Origin of the sequence: Micromonospora rubida (genome assembly GCF_009908295.1) — a bacterium.
GTDB lineage: Bacteria > Actinomycetota > Actinomycetes > Mycobacteriales > Micromonosporaceae > Micromonospora > Micromonospora rubida.
In genome coordinates, this window is record NZ_JAAALO010000002.1 from 1,013,747 (window position 1) to 1,034,928 (window position 21,182).

17 protein-coding genes and 2 pseudogenes are annotated in these 21,182 nt (G+C 73.0%); 9 read left to right on the forward strand and 10 right to left on the reverse strand.

The window, feature by feature from the left end; genetic code table 11:
- Window positions 1-16: 16 nt before the first annotated feature.
- From GVV04_RS09180 to folP, 7 genes and pseudogenes are all read right to left on the reverse strand, one after another.
- On the reverse strand, window positions 17-517 hold the full coding sequence (locus tag GVV04_RS09180; RefSeq protein ID WP_161686475.1) for a hypothetical protein: 501 nt from the start codon (window positions 515-517) through the stop codon (window positions 17-19).
- A 62-nt stretch (window positions 518-579) separates the two neighbouring features.
- Window positions 580-888, reverse strand: coding sequence for a hypothetical protein (locus GVV04_RS09185; RefSeq protein WP_161686476.1), 309 nt, complete (start codon window positions 886-888; stop codon window positions 580-582).
- Between the two features lie 128 nt (window positions 889-1,016).
- A complete protein-coding gene (locus tag GVV04_RS09190) occupies window positions 1,017-2,219 on the reverse strand; it encodes an ABC transporter permease (protein WP_161686477.1) in 1,203 nt (400 codons plus the stop codon).
- Between the two features lie 117 nt (window positions 2,220-2,336).
- Entirely contained in the window at window positions 2,337-2,876 is a 540-nt protein-coding gene (locus GVV04_RS09195) for a DUF3180 domain-containing protein (RefSeq protein WP_161686478.1), read from the reverse strand.
- A gap of 19 nt (window positions 2,877-2,895) precedes the next feature.
- A complete protein-coding gene (folK, locus tag GVV04_RS09200; RefSeq protein WP_161686479.1) occupies window positions 2,896-3,423 on the reverse strand; it encodes a 2-amino-4-hydroxy-6-hydroxymethyldihydropteridine diphosphokinase in 528 nt (175 codons plus the stop codon).
- A gap of 119 nt (window positions 3,424-3,542) precedes the next feature.
- Window positions 3,543-3,896: pseudogene (gene folB, locus GVV04_RS09205) on the reverse strand (dihydroneopterin aldolase); the annotation flags it as partial.
- On the reverse strand, window positions 3,893-4,846 hold the full coding sequence (gene folP / locus GVV04_RS09210; RefSeq protein WP_161686482.1) for a dihydropteroate synthase: 954 nt from the start codon (window positions 4,844-4,846) through the stop codon (window positions 3,893-3,895). The gene folP and the pseudogene folB, both read right to left, overlap by 4 nt.
- 354 nt (window positions 4,847-5,200) lie before the next feature.
- Between folP and GVV04_RS09215 the strand changes: the two genes are divergently transcribed.
- From GVV04_RS09215 to GVV04_RS09245, 7 genes are read left to right on the forward strand one after another with little or no spacing between them, the layout of a single operon-like run.
- Complete coding sequence (locus GVV04_RS09215) at window positions 5,201-5,515, forward strand: hypothetical protein (protein ID WP_161686484.1); 315 nt, start codon at window positions 5,201-5,203, stop codon at window positions 5,513-5,515.
- Between the two features lie 10 nt (window positions 5,516-5,525).
- Window positions 5,526-5,888, forward strand: a complete 363-nt coding sequence (locus GVV04_RS09220) for a hypothetical protein (protein WP_161686486.1) — start codon at window positions 5,526-5,528, stop codon at window positions 5,886-5,888.
- 49 nt (window positions 5,889-5,937) lie between these two features.
- Complete coding sequence (locus GVV04_RS09225) at window positions 5,938-9,348, forward strand: ATP-binding protein (protein WP_161686488.1); 3,411 nt, start codon at window positions 5,938-5,940, stop codon at window positions 9,346-9,348.
- 1 nt (window position 9,349) lies between these two features.
- Entirely contained in the window at window positions 9,350-11,308 is a 1,959-nt protein-coding gene (locus GVV04_RS09230) for an MFS transporter (RefSeq protein WP_161686491.1), read from the forward strand.
- Window positions 11,305-11,862 carry a hypothetical protein gene (locus GVV04_RS09235; RefSeq protein ID WP_161686493.1) on the forward strand — a complete coding sequence of 186 codons (558 nt, stop codon included), beginning with the start codon at window positions 11,305-11,307 and terminating at the stop codon, window positions 11,860-11,862. Before GVV04_RS09230 ends, GVV04_RS09235 begins: the two co-directional genes overlap by 4 nt.
- Window positions 11,859-13,010, forward strand: a complete 1,152-nt coding sequence (locus GVV04_RS09240) for a M23 family metallopeptidase (protein WP_161686495.1) — start codon at window positions 11,859-11,861, stop codon at window positions 13,008-13,010. The genes GVV04_RS09235 and GVV04_RS09240 overlap by 4 nt, the downstream gene beginning before the upstream one ends.
- Window positions 13,011-13,023: 13 nt before the next feature.
- Entirely contained in the window at window positions 13,024-13,623 is a 600-nt protein-coding gene (locus GVV04_RS09245) for a hypothetical protein (RefSeq protein WP_161686497.1), read from the forward strand.
- Between the two features lie 6 nt (window positions 13,624-13,629).
- Here GVV04_RS09245 and GVV04_RS09250 read toward each other — a convergent pair whose 3' ends face one another.
- Window positions 13,630-14,193, reverse strand: coding sequence for an Rv0361 family membrane protein (locus GVV04_RS09250; protein ID WP_161686809.1), 564 nt, complete (start codon window positions 14,191-14,193; stop codon window positions 13,630-13,632).
- Between the two features lie 348 nt (window positions 14,194-14,541).
- On the opposite strand from GVV04_RS09250, the pseudogene GVV04_RS09255 reads away from it, so the two are divergent.
- Both GVV04_RS09255 and GVV04_RS09260 read left to right on the forward strand, forming a co-directional pair.
- Window positions 14,542-17,226 (forward strand): annotated as a pseudogene (locus GVV04_RS09255) (FtsK/SpoIIIE domain-containing protein); the annotation flags it as partial.
- Between the two features lie 290 nt (window positions 17,227-17,516).
- Entirely contained in the window at window positions 17,517-18,320 is an 804-nt protein-coding gene (locus GVV04_RS09260) for a hypothetical protein (protein ID WP_235965738.1), read from the forward strand.
- Between the two features lie 60 nt (window positions 18,321-18,380).
- Here the strand turns inward: GVV04_RS09260 and folE are convergent, their stop codons facing one another.
- Both folE and ftsH read right to left on the reverse strand, forming a co-directional pair.
- Complete coding sequence (folE, locus tag GVV04_RS09265) at window positions 18,381-19,007, reverse strand: GTP cyclohydrolase I FolE (protein WP_161686810.1); 627 nt, start codon at window positions 19,005-19,007, stop codon at window positions 18,381-18,383.
- A gap of 71 nt (window positions 19,008-19,078) precedes the next feature.
- Entirely contained in the window at window positions 19,079-21,094 is a 2,016-nt protein-coding gene (ftsH, locus tag GVV04_RS09270) for an ATP-dependent zinc metalloprotease FtsH (RefSeq protein WP_161686499.1), read from the reverse strand.
- Window positions 21,095-21,182 lie beyond the last annotated feature (88 nt).

Consider the following 21,182-nt stretch of genomic DNA (forward strand, 5'->3'; position numbering starts at 1 on the left):
GGCCCCGGCCGCCGGGTCAGGCCCGGCCGCCCAGGCTGGCGGTGCCGATGATCCAGCCGGAGAGGAAGCCGTAGGTGGCGCCGGTGCCGGCGGCCTGAAGCGCGGCGAGCAGCGACGGGTCCGGCCCGAGCAGCGTGCTGAACAGCGCGGCCAGGCCGGCGGCCAGCACGTACGCCCCCCAGCCGGAGAAGAACTGGCTGAACGACCCCTGCACCCGGGCCACCTGCGAGGCCGGGAGCAGGTAGAGCAGGGCCGCCGCCAGGATCACCAGCAGAATGGCCCGCAGATCGGTGGCGAGCACCCCCCGCCCCGGGTCGTCGGAGCTGAGGCGCCAGGCCGGCCAGGCGAGCAGCCGCATGAACCACCCGCCGGCCCCGTTCGGGTCGGTGTTGTCCTCCGCCCACCCGACGTACAACGGGCTGCCGCAGACCCCGACGAGCACCAGCACCGCGAGGGTGCCGGTGCCGGCCGCGGTCCCGTACCTGCTGACGGCGGCGGAGCGGTTGGTGGGAGGCATGGCGCGACCAGTTCCCGGTGCGCCCCGACGGGCAAACCTGCGGACCACCATGGTCGGGCCGGTTAGCGCTTCATCAGGTAGTCGATGAACTTGGCCCGCAGCAGCGGAGCCGACTCCTCGTAGCCGTGCCCGGTCAGCTCCCGCCACAGCGCGGAGGCCTCGTCGATGGTCGGGCCGACCGAGTTCGGCGCGCCGTCCAGCACGGCGGCCTCGTCGGCGTTGGGCAGGTGGCGCAGCACCGACCAGAAGAACCCGACGTCGCGACGCTCCCGGGCCAGCGCGAACGCCCGCTCCCGCAGCTCCTCGGTGGGGAGCGCGTCCAACTCCTCGAACGTGTGCCCGCCGGTACCGGTGGAAGGTGTCTCGGTCATGCCGTCGAGCCTAACCGCCGAGATCACCGGGGGCGCGGCGGACGCGGCGCGGCCGGGCGTCGGCGGTTAAGCGGTGTACGCCGGCACCATGCGGGCCGGGCGTCCGTCGGCGCTGTACGGGCGGGGCGTCAGCGGTCGCCGCCGTCCCAGCGCGGAGGGCGGGTGTCCCAACGGGACGCGTCCCAGGGGTCCGCGGGCGTGTCGTCGGACCGGGTGGGCAGGGCGGGCGGCCAGTTCTCGACCGGCGCCGGCCGGGGCACCGACCAGCCGGAGCTGATGGCGCCGTCGCCGCTCGGACGGGCCTCCGCGTCGGCACCCACCGACCGGGGCCGCCCGTACGTCTCGACGAGCCGGGTCACCACCAGGCCGACGCCGAGCGCGGCCCCGCCCACCGTCCACCGGCTGACCTGCCAGCCCCGGGCCCTGGACCAGGCCAGCAGGACGGTGATCAGGCCCACCGCGAGCAGGGTCCCGAAGATTCCGCCGCGCCGGCCGTACGCGCTGGTGCCGGCGAGCAGCGCGGTGCCCACGGCGAGCACCGTCCAGCCCAGTCCCTCGGTCGGAACGACCGGCCCGGCGCCGTTGCCGGCGATCAGGATGCCGGCCAGCATGGCGAGGACGGTGGACAGGACGAACGAGACCACGACGACGGCACCGGCCGCCCCGCCCCGGCGGCGGGCCGGGTCGGCCACCGCCCGGAACCGCCCGACCAGCCGGCGCACCGGACGGATCGCCCCGAACAGGCCGCCGAGCACCGCCACCGCGGCGAAGCCGGCGAAGAGGTAGAACGCGCTGTCGCGGGGGTCGTACCCGCCCTGCACGAGGACCGGCGCGGCCCGCCGCTCGATGTAGACCACCACGCCGGCCGCGCCGGCCAGGCTCGCCGCCCAGCCCGGCACGTGCAGCACGACCACGGCCAGCCCCACCAGCAGCCCGCCGACGGCGGCCACCGCTGCGGCGTGGCCCACCGCGACCTCGACCCCCCGGTCGCCCTGCTCGGCGAAGTGCAGCGCGGCGGCGACCGCGACCGGGCCGACCGCCAGGTTCACCGCCGCCGTCCGCAGGCTCAGGCCGGCGGCCAGGACGAGCAGCCCCACCGCCACCACGTCGACCAGCAGGACCCGCAGGCCCTCGTCGCGCAGCGCGGCCGGGTCGTCCCGCCACAGCAGCCAGGTCAGCACGGCCAGGCCGGCGGCCAGCACCAGCTCCCAGGTGACATGCACGGCGACCCGGTCCCGCCCCGGCTCGCCGTGGGTCGGGTCGTCGAAGACGTTCTCCAGCACCGCCGCGGGCACACCCGACGAGGGCTGCACCGGATCGTCGTACCCCATGACGCGTGCCCTCCCCAGGTCACGGCCGCAGGGTCCGCGCGGGCGGACCGGGGCGGCCGTTGCTCACCGGTCGCCAGGCACGGTACCTGCGCGCCGGGCCGGGCGTAACCCCCGCGCTCAGCGTCGACCCGGGCGGTTCTCCCGGTCGTCGGTGTCGCGCTCGTCCTCCGGCTGCTCCGGCACCCGGCAGGCCCGCTCCAGCCAGAGCGCGGCGGCCACCAGCGCGAGCGAGGCGAGCAGCCCCGCCCCGGCCGCCGGGCGGTCCTCGGTGGCGGCCTGGGTGCGCTCCACGAAGAGCCACCCGGTCAGCCCGGCGCACCAGCCGGCGAAGATCGCCCCGGCCAGCGCGGACGCCTTGGCCAGCACCACGAACCGGGCCACCAGCAGCGGGTTGACCGGGTCACGGCCCGGCTTGCGCTGGAGCCGGCCCCGGGTGTTGGCCGCCGCGTACGCCTCCAGCACCGCCAGCGCGGCCAGCGTGACGACGGGCAGCCACGGCAGGCGGGGGAATCCCTCGTAGTAGAAACCGCTGATCGCCAGCCAGGCCACCGCTGCGGCGGCCAGGCCGGCGACGACCAGGGTGGAGATCCGGGTGGGGCCCATCCTGGACCGTTCGGGGTCCGTCCCGCGCGGCGGCGGGGACTGCGCCGGGGTCATGCCGGCCGGCTCCACTGGCTCATGTCGACGACTCTAACGCCAGATCCGGCCGAGGGCTCAGTTCCAGGGCGTCACCGGCCACCGGTTCCGCGGTCAGCAGATCGGTCAGCCAACCGTGCCCGGGCAGCCGCCCGTACGGCTGGATGTCGATCCACGGCCGCAGCACGAACGCCCGCAGGTGGGCCCTGGGGTGCGGCAGCGTCAGCTCGGGGTCGGCGCTGCGCACCGGCTCGCCCGCGTCGTCCCACACCGCGACCACGTCGACGTCCAGCGTGCGCGGGCCGAACCGGCGCTGCGGGTCGCGCTCGCGGCCGGCCCGCCGCTCGGCGGCCCGGGCCCGCGCCAGCCAGTCCCGCGGATCCGCCGCCGGGTCCTCGACCAGCGCCACCGCGTTGAGGTACGCCGGCTGGTCCGCGTCGCCCCACGGCGGGGTCTCGTAGACGCCGGAGACCAGCAGCACCGCCTCGCCGAGGGTGTCCACGGCCGAGCGCAGGTGGGCCAGCCGGTCGCCGAGGTTGCTGCCGAGGGAGAGCAGGGCGCGGGTCACGCCGCATCCCCGTTCCCGGCCGGTTCTGGTTGCGGCCCCGGCTGTGGCCGCGCCGGCGCCGGGCCGCCGGCAATCGACGCCAAGCCGCCGCCGGGCGTGCCGGCCGGCGGGCCGGGACGGGTCCGGGTCATGGTCACCGCGACGTCGGTGAAGGCGTGCGGTACCGGGGCCTCGGGCTTGTGCACGGTCACCGTCGCCCGGGCCACCCGGGGGTCGGCCAGGCAGATCCCGAGGAGCCGGTCGGCGAGCGTCTCGATCAGGTTGACCGGCTCCCCCGTGAGCACCGCGACCAGCCGGTCGGCCAGCTCGCCGTAGTGCACCGTGTCGGTCACGTCGTCGGAGCGGGCGGCCGGTGCGAGGTCCAGTTCGAGGACGGCGTCAACGACGAAGTCCTGCCCCCGCTCGCGCTCGAAGTCGTAGACGCCGTGCCGCCCATGCGCCCGCAGGCCGGTCAGCGTGATCCGGTCGGTCACCGGTCCCCCTCCGTCTGGATTCCGTCGGCCCGCTCCCCGTCGGCCCGCTCCCCGTCGGCCCGCTCTCCGTCAGCCCGCTTCCCGTCAGCCCGCTTCCCGTCGGCTCGGTCGGTCACGAGGCGCGGACGGCCTCCGGCCCGCCAGACGGCCAGCGCGTCGACGGTGCCGAGCACGTCGTGCACGCGTACCCCCCAGGCGCCCGCCGCCACCGCGAGCAGGCTGGTGGCGACGGTGGCCGCCTCCCGCCCGGCGGTCGGCCGGGAGACGCCCTCGGCGTCGGCGAGCAGCCGGCCCAGGTACGACTTGCGGCTGGCCCCGAACAGCAGCGGAAAACCGAGCTCCAGCAGCTCGGGCAGGCGGGCGGTGAGCTGCCAGTTGTGCTCGGCGGTCTTGGCGAAGCCGAGGCCCGGGTCGACGACGATCCGGTCCGCCGGCACCCCGGCGGTCAGCGCGGCGTCGACCCGCTGGGCCAGCTCGGCCCGGACGTCGGTCACCACGTCGGTGTAGCGGGCCAGCTCGCGCATCCCTCGGGAGTGCCCCCGCCAGTGCATCAGCACCCAGGGACAGCCGGCGTCGCGGACCACCCGGGCCATGTCCGGGTCCGCCAGGCCGCCGGAGACGTCGTTGACCACCGCAGCCCCGGCCGCGAGCGCGGCCTCGGCAACCCGGGCCCGGCTGGTGTCGATGCTGACCACGACGCCGGCGGCGGCGAGCTCCCGGATCACCGGCAGCACCCTGGCCGCCTCCGTCTCCGCGTCCACCCGGTCCGCACCGGGGCGGGTCGACTCGCCCCCGACGTCCACCAGGTGCGCGCCGTCCGCCACGAGTCGCACACCGTGTGCGACGGCGGCGGTGAAATCGGCGTACCGGCCGCCGTCGGAGAACGAGTCGGGCGTGACGTTGAGGACACCCATCACCACCGGGGCCTGGGCCCGCACCAGATCGGTCACGACTGCACGGTACCGGTCGTTCCGGCGGCTCCCGGCGGCCCGGTCCGCCGCGACACGAACGGCCCTGACATGCACATTGGAACAAGTGTACGATCGGACGTCCGGGCCTTTCCGGGTCGACTCTTCGCGGCTTGTCGCAAAGGGGGGCGGCCCGTACCCTTTGGAATTGCCCAGCAGCGAGACGGCGAAGCTTGGAGGGAGGGCCGAAGCGGGAAAAATCCCCCCAAAGCTCGCCACCCTCCGTGGTGGGCAACGGACGCAGGGTCGCCGACGCTGCGCCCAATCAGCACCATCCCGCCAGGCTTGCCTACTGCACCGCCGCGGCTCCGCCGGCCGCGACATGGGGAGGTTCCAGTGATCGCCATCGAGCTCATGGAGACGGCGACGTCCGCCGTCAGCCACGCGCTCCACACCCTGGCGTCGACTCCACTCGCCGAGCCGGCGCCCAAGGGCATCGACACCAACAACATCGTCACCTTCTTCGCCAGCAAGATCGCTCCGATTCTGCTGGCCGTGCTCGGCGTCATCTTCATCGGCCGGGCCAGCCGCGGCGAGATCTCCAAGGTGCTGACCAGCTCCGCCATCGCGATCGTCGGGCTGGCCTTCATCGCCGGGGCGGCGACACTCTTCTTCATCGGTGACTACCTGATCGACCTGATCTTCGAATAGGCGCGGGCAGATGCGGCTACGCACCGACGACGACATCTACCGGGCACGCCTGGTCTACCTCGGGCCGCCCGGCTACACCCTGCCCGTGCACCTGCCGTACGCCCAATACGGCGTGTTCATGCTGCTCGTACCCCTCTACATGTTCATCCACTGGCTGTTCACGCTGCGGGTCGAGCTCTTCCCTGCCTGGGAGATCGCCCTCGCCATCGTGAGCACCTCGTTCATCTTCCGGTACGTCGACCCGGACCGGCCCGCGCGCATGGTGATCCGTACCGCGCTGACCGACTGGCGACGCACCCGGGAGTCGGCCGTCGAGCAGCGCGACCCGCGCATGGTGGCGAGCCGGATCAGGATCCGGGAGGAACTTGCATGACCGGGCGTACACCGATCGGGCAGTCGCGGCATTCGGGTGAGGCGGGGGCATGAGTCGCTCTTCCACGCCGGGTTCCCCGGCAGGACGTCACACCGTCCCGCAGGGTAACCGTGCGCGCTCGTTCAACTACCCTGCGGGCGAGGAGCTGGACGAGGTCTCCCTCGACCCGGCGCTCGCCACCGCGCCCGGTCACGGCCGGGTCGGGGTCTTCCAGGCGCCGCGTCCCGCGCCCGGACGCCCGGCCGCACCGGAGCCGCCCGCGCCGATTGTCGCCGAGAACGCGGACATCGACTCCCCGTTCCTCGACCTGTTCGGCGGCGCACACCCGGGGGCGTCCCGGCCCGCGCTGCCGGCCCCGGCCCGACCGACCGGCCGGGACCTCCCCGCGATCCCCCACCAGCAGCCGGCCGCCGCGCCGCCGGCCGCCCACGCGGAGGTACAGCCGGCCCCCGTCGAGCGGCCCCCCTCGCCGGTCGAGCGCACCCCGGCACCGGCACCCGCCCCGCAGAGTCGGCCCCGGGTCCCCCAGCAGCCGGCGGACCGGCTCCCGGCGGTCCGCCCCGCCGCGGGGCCAGATCTGCCCCCGCCCCCGATCGCCCAGGTCACCGACCCCGACGACGAGACGTACGGCTGGCGCGACGTCGCGCCGCCCACCGCCCGGGAGCCGGAGCGGTCCCCGCACCGGGCACAGCCGCATCGGGCTGAGCCGCATCGGGAAGTGGAGCGGGCGACCCGCCACGCGCCCGAGCCGGCACCGGCACCTGCCAGCCGGGAGGCCACGCCGCCCCGCCAGCGCACGGTCGACCGGCGCGACCGGCCGGGCAAGCCGGCTCGGCCCGACAAGGCCGCGAAGGCCGCGAAACCGGTCAAGCAGGCCAAGGCGGTCCGGGCACCGAAGATCAAGTTCGGGGACCGGGACCCGTCGGTCGAGCTGGCCATCACAGAGATCGCCGGCCACCTGACGTTCACCCCCAACACCGTCACCGCCTGGTACTGGCTGCCCGAGGTGCGCTGGGCGTTCCGGCCGGACGCCGAACGGGAGGCGCTGCTCGCCGCGATCTCCGAGCAGTACGCCGGGCTCGCCGGATTCCGGCTGCACCTGCGCCGCACCACCCGGCCCTTCCCGGCCGACGAGTGGGCCCGCACCATCGACACGCACACCGCGACCCCACTGCCCGACGTGCCGGGCACCGCCGGCTGGGGCGACCACCTGGTGGCGGCCCAGCGGCACCTGCTCTCGGTCAACCACGCCGAGGGGCAGACATACCTCGGCGTCACCTTCGCCCGGCGCTCCCTCGGCGACTCGCTCACCGAGCGACTGCTGCGCACCTTCGGCCGGGGCGTCGCCGACGGCGAGCGTCGCAAGCTCGGCCGCACCATCGAACAGTTCGACGAGGTGCTGGGCGCGTTCGGCATGCGCGGGCGGCGGGTGACCGCCCAGGAGTTGGAGTGGCTGCTCTACCGCTCGGTCGCGCTGTGCATGGCCCCACCCGGCACCCTTTCCCCGATCACCAACGGCCAATGGGAACGCGGAGACCTGCTCGCCCTCACCGAACAGGTCGAGCGCTACCGCACCCCGTACGGCTCGACGGTGAAGCTGGTCAACCGGATGACCGGCGAGGAGCGGCACGTGGCCGTGCTCGCGGTCGGCCGGATGGAGCCGCTGGAGATCCCCGAGCGGCACGAGCCCTGGCTGCACTTCCACGAGCGGCTGCCCTGGCCGATGGAGATCTCCACCCGGGTCGACATCCTCGGCTCCGGTGACTCGTTCCGAAACCTTGAACACCGGCTGCGGATGATCCGCTCCCAGCAGCTCGACTACGCCGAACACGGCATCGACGCCCCGCCCGAGCTGGAACGACTGGCCAAGCGGGCGCTGGTGATCGGCGACGAGATGACCACCGGCCTGCCGGTGGACTCGGCCCGGGCGCACGGCTGGCACCGGATCGCCGTCGGCGGCCGGACCCGGGAGGAGTGCCTGGAACGGGCCCGCCGGCTGATCCAGCTCTACTCCCGCGAGCTGCGCGTCTCGCTGCAACACCCGAAGAACCAGGACTGGCTGGCCCGGGAGTTCATCCCCGGCGAGCCGATCGCCAACACCGGCTACGTCCGCCGGATGCCGGTCAACCTGCTCGCCGCCGCGCTGCCACAGGCCGCATCGACGGTGGGCGACCGGCGCGGTGACCTCATCGGGCGGACCGCAGGCACCTGCCGCCGGCCGGTCTTCCTCGACCTGCACTTCCCGATGGAGGTGCGGGAACGCTCCGGGCTCGCCGTCTTCGTCGCCGAGCCGGGCGGCGGCAAGTCGACGCTGCTCGGCGCGCTGGGCTACCTCGCCGCCCGGCGCGGGGTGCAGGTGACCCTGCTCGACCCGTCCGGCCCGCTGGCCCGGCTGTGCAACATGCCGGAGCTGCGGCCGTACTCGCGGGTGCTCAACCTGACCGGCTCCGAGCAGGGGACGCTGGCACCGTACGCGCTCATCCCGACGCCACTGCGCAGCGAGTTCAGCGCCGGCCCGACCGGCGACCGGGAGTTCGAGATCGCGATCTCCAACGCCCGCGCCGAACGCCGCATGCTGGTACAGGACATCTGCATGATGCTGGTGCCGCCGCAGGTAGCCCGGGAGGCGTCCACGGCCACCCTGTTCCGGCACGCAGTGCGCCAGGTGCCGGCAGAGGAGACGTCCACCCTGGACGACGTGGTCGCCTGCCTGGGTCAGCTCGACGACGACGCCGGCAAGGAGCTGGCCAACCTGCTGCTGGACACCGCCGAGATGCCGCTGGCCATGCTCTTCTTCGGCCGCCCGCCGGAGGGGCTGCTCGGCGCCGACGCGGCGCTCACCGTGATCACCATGGCCGGACTGAGGCTGCCCGACCTCAAGATCGAACGGGAGTACTGGTCGGCCGAGGAGGCCCTCGCGCTGCCCATGCTGCACACCGCCCACCGGTTGGCGGTGCGCCGCTGCTACGGCGGTTCGATGTCGTCCCGGAAACTGGTCGGCCTGGACGAGGCGCACTTCATGGAGGGCTGGCGCTCCGGCCGGTCCTTCCTGGTCCGACTCGCCCGCGACTCCCGCAAGTGGAACCTCGCTGCCCTGGTCGCCTCGCAGAACCCCCGGGACATCCTCGGCCTCGACGTGCAGAACCTCGTCTCCACCGTCTTCGTCGGCCGAATCGCCGAGGACGCCGAGATCGCCTCCGAGGCGCTACGGCTGCTCCGCGTCCCGGTCAACGACGGGTACGAGGCCACGCTGGCCTCGCTGTCGACCGCGGATGCCACCTCGGCGGCCCGGCTCGGCTTCCGCGAGTTCGTCATGCGCGACGTCGACGGACGGGTGCAGAAGGTCCGGGTGGACGTGTCGTACGTCGATGGGCTACTGGATCACCTGGACACCACCCCCGCCGCGGTCACCGCGACGGCCGGGCAGCTGCCGACCAATCTCCCGGACCTGGAGGCGTGACATGGCGAGGGTGCGGGCCCGGTTAGCAGCGTTCCTGCTCGCGCTCGGCGTACTCGCCGGGGCCACCATCGCCTGGCCGATGGTGGGCGGCGACCCGGCGTACGCCGCCCCGCCGGCGGCCCAGGCCCGCGCGGATCTGTGCACCACCCAGGAGTGGCAGGCCGACTTCCGCACCTGCGTCGGCAAGCTGACCGATGTCAGCAAGGACCAGGTCAAGTGCCGCAACGCACCGGTCCCCGCAGCACCCGACTCCGGGCTCGCCGGCTGGTTCGCCGCCCGTCCGGACTCGGCAAAGCTGCCCGGCCCCAAGGGTCTCTACAGCGACTACGGGTACGCGGGGTACAGCTACCCGACGTACGACATCCCGGGCGGCTGCGCCTCTGCGGTCATCCACCCGGACTACAAGTTCACCACCACCGTGGCGAACGGCGAGTTCATGATCGCCACCGCCGTCATCGGCGGCTCAAACGCCCTGCGGGAGCGGGCCTGGGACCCTCGATCGATGTGGGGCTGGGCCGACCCGCTGGTCGAGCAGGCCACCAAGGCCGTCTACCAGAAGGTGTTCAGCGTCTTCGGCATCGTCACGCTGTGCGTGGTGGGTCTCTACCTGCTCTGGCGCTCCCGCCAGTCGGACATGAGCAACGCCATGACCACTGCGGGCTGGGCCCTGCTGGTGATGGTGGCGGTGACAGCCCTGGCCGCCTGGCCGGTCAAGTCCGCGAACATCGCCGACGGCACTCTCGTCACCACCCTCGGCGTCGTCCACGACGCGGTCGGACCCGCGACGCGAGACATTCCAACGGACAAGTGTGCTCTGCCGAATCCTGATGCCTGCATCGACAAACGTCCCCCTGCGGTCCGGGCCAGTGACACCGCAACCGAGTCCATGCTCTACCGGAACTGGTTGCGAGGTGTGCTCGGTTCGGCCGACAGCGAGACGGCCAAGAAGTACGGCCCGGCGCTCTACGACGCGAAGTCGATCTCCTGGGAGGAGGCGGAGAAGCTCCGCGCCAATCCGAAGACGCGCGAGGCGACCATCGACGCCAAACAACAGCAGTGGGCGCGGGTCGCGCAACAGATCAAAGGCGAGGACCCGGAGGCGTACGAGTACCTCCAGGGCGTCCGGGACATGGACCGGGTCGGTTCCGGTTTCATCGCGGTGCTCGCCGCACTGCTCTTCGCGATGTTCGACCTCACCGCCTCACTGTTGGTCCTGCTGGGCTTCCTGATCTTCCGGTGGGCGGTGATCGCAGCCCCGATCCTGGGCACCGTCGGCCTGATGCGTCCGGCCAGCGCCGGGCTGCGGCGGCTGGCCAACGCCGTCGTCGCCGCAGTGTTCAACATCGCCATCTTCGGCACCGGGGCCGCCATCTACCTCTTCGCCGTAGACCTGATCATGAGCACGGCGACCCTGCCAGGCTGGCTCCAGGTGGTGCTGGTGTGGCTCTGCGGCGTGGTCGGCTGGCTGCTGCTGCGCCCGTACCGTCGGATCACCCAGCTCGGCGGCAAGGACAGCAGCGAGGCGGTCAGTTCGGCCGGCTCGTGGCATCGCCGGTTCTTCCGGGACATGCGCACCGCAGCACGGTTGGACGTGGCCGAACCCGGCGGCACCGCAGAGCCGGCCCTGGCCCGGCGGCGAGGCGTGGGGCTGGAGCAGCGCAGCCTCCGGCCAGAAGCCCGGCACGAGGATCCGAGTCAGGTCAAGGCCGCCACTGGCACCGGCACAGCCAGCGAGCGGCAGCGGCCTGACGGCAGCGAACGCTCGGATGAGGCCACCTCGCCCGAACAGCGGGGGACCGCGCGTCCCACCGCGCCCCAGCCCCGGCGTCGCCAGCCCGCGACCTGGACTGAGCCTGACGTACCCGAGGAAAACCCGTCCTTCGTCATCTACCGTCCCGGCTCCACCAAGCCCGCGACCTCGCGGCCCACCGCGCCGCGGATCCGCACCGAGGCGCGGTGAGGGTGATGCGACGGGCGATTGAATTCCTGTTCACGAAGGCGCTGCGGTCCCGGCTGGGCATCGCGTTGGCCATCGGCGTCCTCGTGGTCGGCGTTCTCGGAGCGGCCCGGCTCTTCTCCGATTCGGTGGGCCCCGCGACGGGCCTGAGCAACCGACCGAATGAGCCGATCACCACAGTCGACCCGACCGCCGGTGACGACGGCGTGGTCGGGAGCACCACGCCCCCGTCACCGGTGAGCCGTCCCAACGCACCGCCGCCCGAGCAGATCGCGGCCAGGTTCACCGCCGCCTGGCTCGGCGGTCGCGACGGCGGAGCCGACGAATGGCATGCCGCCCTGCGCCCGCTCTCCACGCCGGAACTGACCGAGGAACTCGCCGGTGTCGATCCGGCGGGGGTCCCGGCGGAGCGGACGACCGGAGAACCGAGCCTCCGGCCCCGGACGGAACGCTTCGTGGAGGTATTGGTACCGCTCGACTCGGGACGCCTACGGCTGGAACTCGTGGCCCCAGACGGGCAGTGGCTGGTCGACGCTGTGGACTGGGAGCGGACATGAGCGATCACCTCGAAGGCGGGGCCCCGCGCCGTCGGCAACTGCGCATCGGCGCCCTGGCCGCCGCGCTGACCGCAGCCCTCACGCTGCTCTGCTGCACCGGCGGCACGGCGGCGTTCTTCCTCACCGAACTGAGCGGTGGTGGGGACGACCTCTCCCCCGAGGCCCGGTCCGGCTGCGGACGGACGCACCAGGTCAACGTCTCAGGAAAGATGCCGCGCTTCGCCCAGTACGGCGACAGCCAGATCCGCAACGCCGCTGTCATCATCAAAGTCGGCTCCGACATGAAGGTTCCGCCCCGGGGTTGGGTCGTCGCGATCGCCACCGCCATGCAGGAGTCCGGTCTGCGCAACCTCCCCCACCTAGGCAGCCGCAACGACCACGACTCGGTGGGCCTCTTCCAGCAACGCCCCAGCCAGGGCTGGGGCTCACCGGAACAGTTGCAGGACCCGGCCTACACGTCTCGGAAGTTCTACGAAAAGCTGGTGAAGGTCCCCAACTGGGAGCAGATGCCGCTGACCCGGGCCGCCCAGCGGGTGCAGGTCAGTGCCTTCCCGGATGCCTACGCCAAGCACGAGGAGTTGGCCAGCAAGATCGTGGACGCGCTCGCCGGAGGCGCGGCCCGCACGGTGCAGGTGGCGAAGCAGAACATCTGCAACGCGGCCACCCGGGGCCAGATTGCCGCCTCGGGCTGGACCGCGCCGATCCCCGGTGGCGTCGGGTCCGGATTCCGGACGGCGAGTCGTCCCAGCCACAACGGCGTGGACATCGGCGCGCCGAAGCACACCCTGATCCGCGCCGCCGCCACGGGCCGGGTCCTGGTCGCCCGCTGCGACCCCGACCATGGCGGACGCAGCAGTTGCGACGTGGACGGCTGGCCGGGCAAAGGCGGGTGCGGTTGGTTCGTCGACATGCTGCACGCTGGCGGCTACGTCACCCGGTACTGCCACATGATCGTCAAGCCCCGGGTCGTTCCCGGTCAACTCGTGAAGGCCGGCGAGGTGATCGGAGAGGTCGGCACCAGCGGCAACTCCTCCGGGCCACACCTGCACTTCGAGGTACACCTCGACGGGGATCGTTCCAGCCGGGGTGCCGTAGACCCGGTGTCGTTCATGCGGGACCGGGGCGCGCCGCTGAACGGCAAGGCGTGAGGCCCTGGGACGCATGACCGGGCCACTTCCCGACCCCTTCGCCGACCAGCCCGACTGGGCCCCTCTGCCGCCCCGGCCGATCGAGATCGTGCCCGCGACCGTCCGGGTCGAGCTGCGCGGCCAGCGGGTCCTGATCGGACTACCGGGTCTCGGTTGGCGCGGTGACCTGCGCGCCGACGAACGGGTGGTGCAGAACAGTCGTACCTACGTGCCGGTCATTCCGGAGCAGGAGTGGTATCGCGCCGAGTCCGAGCAGCTCGAGGTGTTCGCCCCACTCGTGCCGGTCGAGCGGATCTGGGTGGAGACCGTCGGGACCCGGCCGAGTGGCGAAGCACCGCAGGAATCCGGTATCCGTCTGGTGTCCCTGGACGCGCCGGCCCACCGCGCGCCGACCCCGGTATTCGATGCCGGCGCCGTCACCGGGCGACGAGTCGTGCACGCCACGGACACCGGCGAGCAACGGGACCTACGTGCAGTGACCGAGACCTACTCGGGCACGGACGGAGACATCTGCGTGCGGGTCACTCCGGAGTTGGAGTGGTACCGCTGGGCCTGGCGGGGGCAGCCCCCGACGACCCTGGAGGTTCCGGTCCACCTGCTCTGGGTCGAGTGATGTACCTCAGCCAGCGGGAGTTCCGTCACACACTTTCCAGCCGTCATCCGCACGTCTGACGTTGAACTGCCACGGTTGTCGATCGCTCTGTGAAATCCCGTCTACGTGCGCAGAGATAATCAAATCGACACGCACCTGGGCCATGTCGCCCTGGCTTTGGACGTCCAATCTGCCCCAGCTCACCGAGATCGTCGTGGCAAAGCGCTTCTCTCGCGCGAGAAGGTCGTCGCGCAGTGCGCGAAGCTCGTTCAGCTCAGGAGGGTTGGTGGAGCATGTGAATTGTTCCGCTCTGACATCGTTGCGGTCCACCAGGAAGGCGCGCAGGTAGTTGTCGACCACCACGTCGGGGGCGCTGCGGTCCGGGGTGGTGGCGCGTTCGTACAGGACGAAGGCGGTCGCCACGCCTCCGAGCATGAGCAGACCGACCACCCCGGCAACCACGGTGAGGACGGTACGCAACCGACGCGGCGGACGGGCCGGTGCCGGCGCCCCGGACGGGGGTGCCAGTTGCTCCGGCGGGGTCCGTTGCGCCGGTACGCGGGAGACCTGGGAACCGGCGGAGGGCTGCACTGATTCCACCCCTTGAGGCTATCGGCTGGACGCCTCGTACCCAATGCCCCAGACGCCACCGATCATGACCGGGACAACGACTGGCCCGGCCCGCCGCCGGCACCTCGACGCGATGCTGGTCGACCGCGACGTGACCACGTCCGATCGCTGAGGACGGGGGCGTGGCCGAGCCGGGATGAGAAGACCGCCGCTCTCAGCGCGAGGAAGCCGCCCCGCGCTACCACCGGGAACTGCCGTGCCGGTAATCACTCGGCGTGTGGGCGCACCGCCGTGGCGCATCCCGGAGAGGGCTGGCGACCTGGGATACGGTCACTGCGCGGGGAGGGGTTGCGAACCTCGGGAAGAGGGGTGGACGCGGTGGCCGGTCCAAGGACACGCACAAACCGCGCCGCTGCCCTGCACCGGAGGGCGGAGGCGACGGCCGCCGCAGCGTCCGGCATCCTGGACGAGACCCGGCCCGCGCCGGCCGACCAGCGCCGGCAGTACGAGCTCGCGGACCGGCTCCGTAGCGCGGCGGCCCTGCTGGCGCCGGGCTGGGCGGGGGAACCGCTGGAGACGATCGCTGCGGAGACTCCCTCGGGAGAGGGGCCACCGGCTTTCATCCGGGTCGGCACCGGCGCCCCGCTGGAGGACGCACGCTTCCCCGCGCTGGTGCCGCTGCTCGGCACTGGGCACTTGGCGATCGATACCGACTCTCGTGATCCGCGGGTGGCCGGGCTGCTCCGGGCGATCCTGCTGCGGCTGCTCGCCGCGACGCCCGCCGGCTGCCTGCTGGTCCGCGCCGTCGACGCGGTCCGCACCAGCGACGCGGTCCGCCCCGTCGACGCGGTCCGCACCAGCGACGCGGCTCGCACCAGCGACGCGGTCCGCACCAGCGACGCGGTTCGCACCAGCGACGCGGTTCGCACCAGTGTGGGCGCGGGGCAGACCGCCGCCCCGCCCGCCACCTTCGCGCCGTTCGCGGCGCTCGCGGACGCCGGGCTGCTGCCCCCACCGGCGGTGGACGTTGCCGGGCTACGGGCGGTACTCACCGAGGCCGAACAGTGGGTGGCTCCGGGCACCGGCCGGCCGCGCCGCCACGACCGCACGCTGCTGCTGGTCGTCGCCGCGTTACCCGAGCTGACCGGGCCGACCGACCTGGGGCGGATCGAGGCGCTGGCCGAGCAGGGACGTGCCGCCGGGCTGCACCTTGTCGTTGCGGGGTGGCCCCCGGCCGGCCCGTACGCGACCCGCGCCCCCCTGCCACAGGCCACCCCGTTGTCCGTGCGCAACGCGTACTCGCTGTTGGGTGACCCTCCCGGCACCTCGTTCGCCAGCCCCGGCGCGGAGGCGCCCGGAGGGCTCAACTCGCCTGTCTTCGTCGACGACGATCCACCCCCGGCACTGGTTGACGAGGTCTGCCGGCGGCTCGCCGAGGAGGTGGAGGCCGGCTCCCGGCTCAGCCTGGCCAACCTTCTCCCCGACCCGGACGAGCCACTGTGCACGGCCAGTTCGGCGGAGGGGATCGCCACCACGGTCGGGGACGCCGGCGGCCGGCCGGTGACCGTCGGCTTCACCGAACTGACCCCGCACTGGCTGGTCAGCGGCCGGTCCGCCGCAGGCCGCGCCGCCTTCCTCACCAACGTGCTGCTCGGTCTCTCCGCCCGGTACGGCCCGGACGAGTTGGTCCTGCACCTGGCCGACCTCGGCGAGGGTGAGTCGTTCGCGGAGTTTCTCCAGACCGAGCGGGACCGGTCCTGGGTGCCCCAGGTCCGTACGGCGGGGATGGCCGCCGACCGGGAGTACGTGCTGGACCTCCTCGGTGAGCTGACCGAGGAAGCCCGGCGGCGGGAGGAGGCCGGGCAGCGCGCCGGCGGGCAGCGGTTCACCGCCCTGCGGGAGCACCAGCCCCTGCCCCGGGTGGTGTGTGTGATCGACAACTTCCCGCTGCTCCTCGCGGACCGGGACTGGCTGGCCGCCGAGGCGACAGTCCGGTTGGACGCCCTGGCTCGCTCGGGCCGGGCGTACGGCGTCCACCTGGTCCTGGCCGGGGAGGGCGACCTCGGGATCGCCGGTGGGCAGACGACCCGCGACTCGATGCTCGGGCAGTTTCCGGTGCGGGTGGCGCTGGCCGGCGGCGGCCCGGTGCTGGAGCCGAGCAACGACGCCGCCGCCGGCCTGCCGGTGGGCAGTGCGGTGGTGAACACGGCGGGCGGGCTCGGCGGGCCCCGGGGCGCGACCCGGGGGCACGAACGGATGGTCCGGTTCCCCGACCCGCACGAGGCCCCGGAGAGTATCGCGAAGCTGCGGCACCGGCTCTGGGAGGCCCGGGCAGAGCGGTCCGCGCCCCCGGTCGTCTTCGCCGGCTGGGCGCGTCCGCTGTTGCGCAACGATCCCCGCTACCGGGCTGCCTTCGCGGGCCGGGCGCGAGGTCCGGCTGCCCTGCTCGGCCGTGCGGTGGACCTGTCCCGGTCGACGGTGGCGGTGCCGATCGGCCCGGCCGCCGGCCGCAACATCGCAGTCCTTGGCCCAGGGGCGGAGGCCGCCACACTGCTCGCGACTGCGGCCCGCAGCGTCGCCGCGCACCACCGGCCCGGCACGGGACGGTTCGTCGTGGCCACGCTCTGCGCCGATGCGGTGCCGGTGGCCGACGCGCTCGCCAGCGACCTCGCCGGCCAGCATCGGGTGGACCGGGTCGGCCTGCCGGGCCTGCTCGCCGCACTGGACGTCGACGAGCCGGGATACCTGGTGGTCTTCGGTCTCGACGGACCCGCCCCGCAGGAACTGCCGCCGGACCGGCTGCGGGCCCTGCTGCGGGAGGGCCCTCCGGCCGGTCGGCACCTGCTCGGCTGGTGGCGCACGGTGCCGCCGTTCACGGCGGTCATCCAGGCCGGGGACGAGGTCGACAAACTCGCTGCCGTCGTGGCGGTGGGTGTGCCGGGGACGCAGCTCGCGGCGGTGTTCGGCCACCCGGTGCAGTGGCGTCCCCGCACGAACCGGGCCGTGCTCTGGGACGGCCCGGACGAGCGGGGCGTCCTCCTGGTGCCGTTCGCCGAGCCCTCGGCGGGACCCGCCCCCGGGAACGGGCCCGACGCCGCGAACGGGCCCGACGCCGCGAACGGAACCGCCCCCGCGAACGGGCCCGACGCCGCGAACGGGCCCGACGCCGCGAACGGAACCGCCCCCGAGGACGGAACCGACGCCGCGAACAAGACCGCACCCGGGACCGACGCCGCGAACGAGGCCGGAGGCGCGGACGCGGCCGAGGCCACAGACAGGGCCGGCGACGGCAGCAGGGCCAGGGACGGCAGCAGGGCCGACGCCACCGGGACCGGGGAGAGCGGATGAGCCGGGAGCCGACCAGCGTCGCCGATACGGCGACGGCTGCCGCCCCGGCCAGGCAGCGCTCCGGTGCCGATCCCGCGCCGCTCCGTCCCGCCGACGGCGCGGCCGCCTGGACGGAGTATGTCGCCGCTGCCCGGCAGCTCGACGGCGTACGCCGGGGCGCGGCGACCGCCGCGACGGAGCAGGCCCGCGCGGTCCAGGCCGCCCGGGAGGAATTGACCGCGGTACGCGAGCGACTCGCCCCGCAGCGGTCCCGGCTGCGGGAGCTGGGCGTACCCCCGATGGTGCTGATGCCGTCGCCGCCCGAGCTGACGGAGGCGGCCCGGAGCATGGTGGCTGGGCCGACGGCGGTGCTGGGCGCGCTGCGGGCGGCCCGGGACTGGGCGGACGCGGCGGACGGCGTGCTGGCCGCGCGCAGCACGCTCCGCCCGGCGGTCTGGCCGCCGCGGGTCCGCAACCTGCTGGTGTACGGGCCGTTGGCGCTGGTCGTACCGCTGCTCCAGGTGGCGCTCTACCTGGCCACCGGCACCGGTCCAGCGAGCGTGGCCGCCCTGGTCTGCGGGGTGCCGATGCCGGCGGCTGCCTTCGTCGCCGGCTGGCTCGCCGTCGGCCGGCTCTTCGACGGGGCAACCGGTCCTGCGGCGGCCGGGGAAGCCACCCACCGGACGTCGAGCCCGGGTACGTTGCCGGACCCGACGACCGGTGGCCGGTTGGACCGGACGCCCCGGTGGGGTGCCCTGGTGTGCCTCGTCCCGGCGGTGTCGACCACAGCGGGGCTCGTTCTGGCGATGCTGGCCGGCTGACCCGCCCGGCGGGTCGAACGCGGCGCTACCCGGTGGCCTCCGCCTGGGAAATCCCCGCGGTCAGCGGTGGATGATCAGCGCCATCGCCTCGGCCCGGGACTTCGCGTCGTACTGAAGCGTCCCGCGCACCGCCGAGGTGATGGTCTTCGCCCCGGACTTCTGGATGCCGCGCATCGCCATGCACATGTGCTCGCACTCGAGCACCACCACGACGCCGCGCGGGGCCAGCTTGCTCATGAGCAGGTCGGCGATCTGCGAGGTGAGCCGCTCCTGCACCTGGGGACGGCGGGCGAAGACCTCGACCAGCCGGGCCAGCTTGGACAGGCCGGTGATCCGGCCGTCCGTTCCGGGGATGTACCCGATGTGGGCGCTGCCCCGGAACGGGAGCAGGTGGTGCTCGCACAGGCTCATCACGTCGATGTCCCGGACGAGCACCAACTCCTCGTGGTTGGCCTCGAAGGTGGTGCTGAGCACCTGCGCCGGGTCGACCCGCAGGCCGGCGAAGAGCTCGGCGTACGCGCGGGCGACCCGGGCCGGGGTCTTGACGAGCCCGTCGCGGTCGGGGTCCTCCCCGACCGCGATCAGGATCTCGCGTACCGCCTTCTCGATCCGGGGCAGGTCGACGGCCTCCTCGACCGGTCGCCCGGTCAACTTGCCGTTGACCAGGCGCGCGGCGAGGTAGTCCAGCCCGTCGGTATCGGGCTCGGTCGACGAGGCTCCCTGGGTGAGAACCTCGGGACCGACCTTCGGGTCGGTGCTCAGTGCGTACCGTCCGAGTTGTTCGAGCTGGGCGTGCCGCCGCCGACGGAAGCGCCGTCGGCCTGGGCCTGCGCCTTGAGCGCGTCCTTCTCGGTCGGGGTGAGCACCGGGGGCTCGGTGGAGGGCTGACGCTTGCCGAAGCCGTTGTACGGGGCCATCGGCGGGCGCTTCACCACCCGAGCAGCGATCCGGGCCATGTCGGCCGTGGAGAGGGTCTCCTTCTCGATCAGCTCGAGCACGATGCTGTCCAGGACGTCCCGGTACTCCACCAGGATCTCCCAGGCCTCGTCGTGGGCCAGCTCGATCAACGCCCGCATCTCGTTGTCGATCTCGGCGGCGACCGTGTCGGAGTAGTCCCGCTCGTGGCCCATGTTGCGGCCGAGGAACGGCTCGTCCCCGCTGGTGCCGTACTTGATCGCGCCGAGCTTGGAGCTCATGCCGTACTGGGTGATCATCGCGCGGGCCAGCCCGGTGGCCTTCTCGATGTCGTTTCCGGCACCGGTGGTCGGCTCGTGGAACACCAGTTCCTCGGCGGCCCGGCCGCCCAGCGCGTACGCCAGGGTGTCGATCATCTCGGCGCGGGTCTGGGTGTACTTGTCTTCGGTCGGCAGCACCAGGGTGTGGCCCAGCGAGCGGCCACGGGACAGGATCGTCACCTTGTGCACCGGCGCGGCGTGCGGCAGCGCCCAGGCGACCAGTGCGTGCCCGGCCTCGTGGTACGCGGTGATCTTCTTCTCCTGGTCGCCCATCACCCGGGTCCGACGCTGCGGGCCGGCAATCACCCGGTCGATCGACTCCTCCAGGGAGTCGTTGCTGATCGCCCGCTGGTCCTTGCGGGCGGTGAGCAGCGCGGACTCGTTGATCACGTTGGCCAGGTCGGCGCCGCTGAAGCCGGGGGTCCGCCGGGCCACCGCGTCGAGGTCGACGTCGGGGGCGAACGGCTTGCCCTTGGCGTGCACCCGCAGGATCGCCTTGCGGCCCTCCATGTCGGGGGCGTCCACCGGGATCTGCCGGTCGAAGCGGCCCGGGCGCAGCAGCGCCGGGTCGAGGATGTCCGGCCGGTTGGTGGCGGCGATCAGGATGACCCCGCCCTTGGTGTCGAAGCCGTCCATCTCGACGAGCAGCTGGTTGAGCGTCTGCTCGCGCTCGTCGTGACCGCCGCCCATGCCGGCGCCGCGGTGGCGGCCGACGGCGTCGATCTCGTCGACGAAGACGATCGCCGGGGCGTTCGTCTTGGCCTGCTCGAAGAGGTCACGGACCCGGCTGGCGCCGACGCCGACGAACATCTCCACGAAGTCCGAGCCGGAGATCGAGTAGAACGGCACCCCGGCCTCGCCGGCGACGGCGCGGGCCAGCAGCGTCTTACCGGTGCCGGGCGGACCGAAGAGCAGCACGCCCTTCGGGATCTTGGCGCCCAGGGCCTGGTACTTCGCCGGGTTCTGCAGGAAGTCCTTGATCTCGTGCAGCTCCTCGACGGCCTCCTCGGCGCCCGCGACGTCCGCGAAGGTCGTCTTCGGGGTGTCCTTGGTGATCATCTTCGCCTTGGACTTGCCGAAGTTGAGCACCCGGGAGCCGCCGCCCTGCATCTGCGACATGAAGAACAGCAGCAGGAGCACGAGCAACGCGATGGGGAGCAGGTTGACCAGCAGGCTCACCCAGACGCTGTCGGACGACACCTTGGTGTCGGCCGGTCCGGTGATCCGGTTGGCCGCCTTGGCGTCGAGGACCTCGTTCCAGACCTGGCCGCCCACCTCGTACGGGAACTGGGCCTCGATCCGATCGGTGTTGGTATCACCGAACTTGGTCTTGCTCTCCAGGTCGAGTTGGAGCGTCTGCTCCTTGTCCTGGAAGACCGCCTTCTTGATCTTGGCGGTATGCAGCTGGTCGAGCGCAACGGAAGTGTCCACGCGGTGGTAGCTGGGACCACTGGTGAACAGCTGACTGAGCACAACGGCGCCGAGGATGACCAGGATGATCCAGACCACCGGTCGGCGGAAGAAACGCGTACGTTCCATGCTGTCGTCGAGCGCCGAGGCGCCCGCATCCTCCTGATCGACGTCCTGACCGTCTGAATGGCTTGTCGCCGCCGAGGCGGCGGCCGGA